Here is a 2,929-nt window from a genome sequence, read left to right as displayed (position 1 = left end):
GATCTAACAGGGATTGGTTGCACAAAACCGTCAGAAACCGGCCGCCCCCCCCCCCGTGGCGGTGCCGGGCGCCCCCCCCCGGGCGCGCCCCGGCGCGCACCGGCCGCCCCCCGCCCCCCCCCCCACTACCCCGCCTGGCGCGAACTCTTCCGTGGCTACTGCGCGTTCTACCGGGTGCCGATGCCGGAGGAGAAGGCCGAACTGGTCTGGTCCTGGCTCCACGACCCGGACCACGAACTGGAGGGCCTGCTGGTCCGCGACGGCGACGGCACGCCGGTCGGGCTCGCCCACTACCGCCCCTTCGCCCGCCCCCTGCACGGCGCCGTCGGCGGCTTCCTCGACGACCTGTTCGTCGCGCCCGAGGTGCGCGGCGGCGGAGCGGTGGACCAGCTGCTGGCCCGGCTGCGGGCGATCGCCGCCGAGCGCGGCTGGAACACCGTCCGCTGGATCACCGCCGACGACAACCACCGTGCCCGCAGCAAGTACGACCAGGTCGCCACCCGGACCATGTTCGTCACCTACGACATGGCCCCGGACGCCCCGTGACCCGCGTCCGGGCGGCCTGAGGGCGGGCCTCGGGAGCGGGCCCCGGGTGCGGCCGCGGCCGGCCCGTGATCCTGGTGCCGGACATTCGTTCGGACTTTCTGTTATCGGCGCGCCGCCGGGCGGTCTCCCAGGTGTCGGCACCCGACCCGCCGACCCGGACAGAAAGCGTGGGCACGTGAACAGCGACGACAGGACGACCATCCTCCCGGCGATCGGTGCCGAGAGCGGTGCACGGAGCGGAGCTTCCGGCCGACCCGGCGGCCGCGCCGCGCGTCGGGCCGCCCAGCGGCACACGGAACGCCCCGGAGGCCGGGGCCGCCGGGCCCGACGGCGCGGCCCGGTCGGCCCGGTCGCCGCCGTCGCCGCCGCCGTGGCCGGCACCGGACTGCTCGCCGCCCTGGTCGGCGCCGGCTACGCGGCCTACGGCGGCAAGCAGGCCGACCGGGACACCACCGGCCAGGCGATGGCGGCGGACGCCGCCCTGATAGCCGCCGAGGCCGGCACCCACGACGGCATCCAGGTCCCCGGCGCCGGGGGAGCGGGCCCCGACGTCGCCGCGCCGCCTGCCACCCCGGCCACCCCGGCCGCCACCGACCCGGCGTCGGCTCCGGCCAGTGCCGCCGCGACCACTCCCGCCGCCCCGGCGTCCCCGACGGCCCCGGCGACCGCGAGGGCGACGCCGACCCCGACGGCCACCGGGAAGCCGGGCCCGAGCACGCCCGTGACCGCTCCCGCTCCCGCCAAGCCCACCGGTACCCCGGCCGCCGCGCAGCGCACCGGGGCCCCTACGAGCGCCTCGGTGCCCACCCCGGTCGGCGGCGGCGCCGCGCCCTCCTCCGCCCAGCAGGTCGTCGACCTGGTCAACGTCGAACGCGCCAAGGCCGGCTGCGGCCCGGTCAGCGCCGAGCCCCGGCTGGCCAGCGCCGCCCAGTCGCACAGCGACGACATGGCGGACCGCAACTACTTCGACCACGCCAGCCCCGACGGAGACCACGCCGACCACCGCATCGAGGCGACCGGCTACCGCTGGAGCACCTGGGGCGAGAACATCGCCCGCGGCCAGAAGGACCCGGCCGCGGTGATGGAGTCCTGGATGAACAGCCCCGGTCACCGTGCGAACATCCTGAACTGCGCGTTCAAGCAGCTCGGGGTCGGTGTGCGGACCGGTTCGGGCGGCCCCTGGTGGACCCAGGTCTTCGCGGCCCCGGCCTGACCGGCCCTCGGCAGGGCCCGTTTTCCGATTCCGCGCAAATTGTTGTTATCTGATCACTCACCACAGGTCTCCGAGGAGGCAGCGGCGAACGGAACACGGCAAGACGGAGTGCGGACCATGAACGCTGACGTGCAGAACAGGACCGGGACCACCCTGGTACGCGCGGCCCAGGCGGGCGACCGGCAGGCCCAGGAGGCGCTGGTCGCCGCCTGGCTGCCGCTCGTCTACAACGTCGCCGGGCGCGCCCTGGACGGTCACGCCGACGTCGACGACGTCGCCCAGGAGACCATGATCCGCGCCCTGGACGGCCTGGACGGGCTGCGCGAGCCGGAGTCCTTCCGCTCCTGGCTGGTCGCCATCACCATGAACCAGATCCGTCGCCGCCACGCCGCCGGCCAGCAGCAGCCCACCGTCGGCGGCCTCGACGAGACCTGGGAACTCGCCGACCCCAGGGCCGACTTCACCGACCTCACCGTCCTGCGCCTCGGCCTCTCCGGCCAGCGCCGGGAAGTCGCCGAGGCCACCCGCTGGCTCGACCCCGACGACCGCGAACTCCTCGCCCTCTGGTGGCTGGAGGCCAGCGGCGAACTCACCCGCGCCGAACTGGCCGAAGCCCTCGACCTGACCCCGCAGCACACCGCCGTCCGCGTGCAGCGGATGAAGAAGCAGCTCGAAGCCGGCCGGATCGTCGTCCGCGCCCTCGGCGCCTACCCCCGCTGCCCCGAACTCGCCGACGTCACCACCGGTTTCGACGGCACCCCCAACTCCGTGTGGCGCAAGCGCATCGCCCGCCACATCCGCGGCTGCGCCACCTGCGACCGCCTCGGCCGCGACCTCTTCCCCGCCGAAGGGCTGCTGGCCGGCCTCGCCCTGGTGCCGATCCCGCTCGGCTCGCCCGCGCTGCTGCACTTCCAGCACACCGCGGCCACCGTCGCCACCGCCGCCCCGACCGCCGCGAGCACCCACGGCGGCTGGGCCGGGACGGCCGCGCGCAAGGCCGTCCTGGCGAGCGGTGCGGTGGCGGTGGTGACCGTCACCACCCTCGCCCTGGTCTGGTCGCACCCCGCCGAAACCCCGCTGGAGGCGGCCCCCCAACCCACCACCCCCCCCCCCCCACCCCCCCCCCCCGAGCCCACCCCCCCCCCCCCCCCCCCCCCCCGCCCCCCGCCC

General features: G+C 76.1%; 3 protein-coding genes. All 3 read left to right on the top strand.

The genetic code is table 11. From position 1 onward, the window contains the following. Positions 1 to 12: 12 nt before the first annotated feature. A complete protein-coding gene (locus ACFV61_RS24430) occupies positions 13 to 546 on the top strand; it encodes a GNAT family N-acetyltransferase (protein WP_380493883.1) in 534 nt (177 codons plus the stop codon). A 175-nt stretch (positions 547 to 721) separates the two neighbouring features. Further along, positions 722 to 1,759, top strand: coding sequence for a CAP domain-containing protein (locus ACFV61_RS24425; protein ID WP_380493879.1), 1,038 nt, complete (start codon positions 722 to 724; stop codon positions 1,757 to 1,759). A gap of 117 nt (positions 1,760 to 1,876) precedes the next feature. Next, positions 1,877 to 2,929 (top strand): RNA polymerase sigma factor (locus ACFV61_RS24420; protein ID WP_380493877.1); only part of this gene is annotated, 1,053 nt, incomplete at its 3' end.

This window comes from Kitasatospora sp. NPDC059817 (assembly GCF_042731835.1).
Taxonomy (GTDB): Bacteria; Actinomycetota; Actinomycetes; order Streptomycetales; family Streptomycetaceae; genus Kitasatospora.
This window is presented reverse-complemented; position numbering and strand designations above follow the sequence as displayed.